Annotated in this window: 1 protein-coding gene; it reads left to right on the forward strand. The window is 37.8% G+C overall.

Features of this window, described 5'->3' with window-relative positions; genetic code table 11:
* Positions 1 to 256 precede the first annotated feature (256 nt).
* On the forward strand, positions 257 to 1116 hold an 860-nt coding region (locus tag ACFVSH_RS26910), incomplete at its 3' end, for an AAA family ATPase (RefSeq protein ID WP_387708890.1).

Genomic DNA, 1116 nt, shown 5'->3' on the forward strand with positions numbered 1-1116 from the left:
AGGTTATGGTTATCCTGAAGTGGGTAATCAATACTATCTGAATGTACTAAGAGGCATACATAGAAACTTTTTATTTGACTGGAAATGGATAGTTTAATATGCTTAGCAAACCAAATCGAAGGGAGTTTTTTTATCGCAAAAAAATTCCCAGACAAAATTATTGAAAGTCAAAGAAGGTCAAGGTATAATAAAGTCAGAATGTCAAAGAAGGTCAAAGTTTTATTGTGAATTCATTTTTTTAAAGGAGGAGTACTACATGCTTTGTGAAAAATGTCATGTAAACCAAGCAAATATTCAAGTTCACCTAAATATGAATGGTCAGGAGCATGATGTGAAACTGTGCTCCACTTGTTATAAAGAAGAACGAAACAAACTTGGAGCAGCAATGGGCGGAATGGATACAGGAAAATTCCAATATAATGGATTTCCAAATTCATTCAATCCATTTAATTATAATGATGTACCAAAACCGGATTTAGCTGAACATGGCGAGGACGGAGGATTGCTTGAGGAGTATGGCCGCAATTTGACCGATGCTGCGAAAGCTGGACTTATCGATCCGGTTATCGGAAGAAATGAAGAAATCAAACGCGTCATTGAAGTTCTTAATAGACGCAATAAAAATAATCCCGTTTTAATCGGTGAACCTGGTGTCGGTAAAACAGCCATTGCCGAAGGTCTTGCTTTAGCGATTGTAGAAGGTTCAGTGCCTGTTAAATTACGTAATAAGCTTGTATATATGCTTGATGTAGCGTCCCTTGTTTCGAATACTGGAATTAGAGGGCAATTCGAAGAACGAATGAAGCAATTGATCAGTGAATTGCAGGAAAGAAAAAATGTCATTTTATTCATCGATGAAATTCATCAACTTGTAGGAGCGGGTTCAGCCGAAGGATCAATGGATGCAGGGAATATCTTGAAACCTGCACTTGCACGCGGTGAACTTCAACTTGTCGGAGCAACAACTTTATCCGAATATAGGAAAATTGAAAAAGATGGTGCCCTTGAAAGACGTTTCCAGCCTGTTCACGTTAATGAGCCGACAACGGCTGAGGCATTGGTCATCTTACATGGTTTAAAAGATAGTTATGAATCTTATCATGGTGTATCATATAG

Origin of the sequence: Peribacillus sp. NPDC058002 (genome assembly GCF_042886655.1) — a bacterium.
Taxonomy (GTDB): Bacteria; Bacillota; Bacilli; order Bacillales; family DSM-1321; genus Peribacillus; species Peribacillus aracenensis.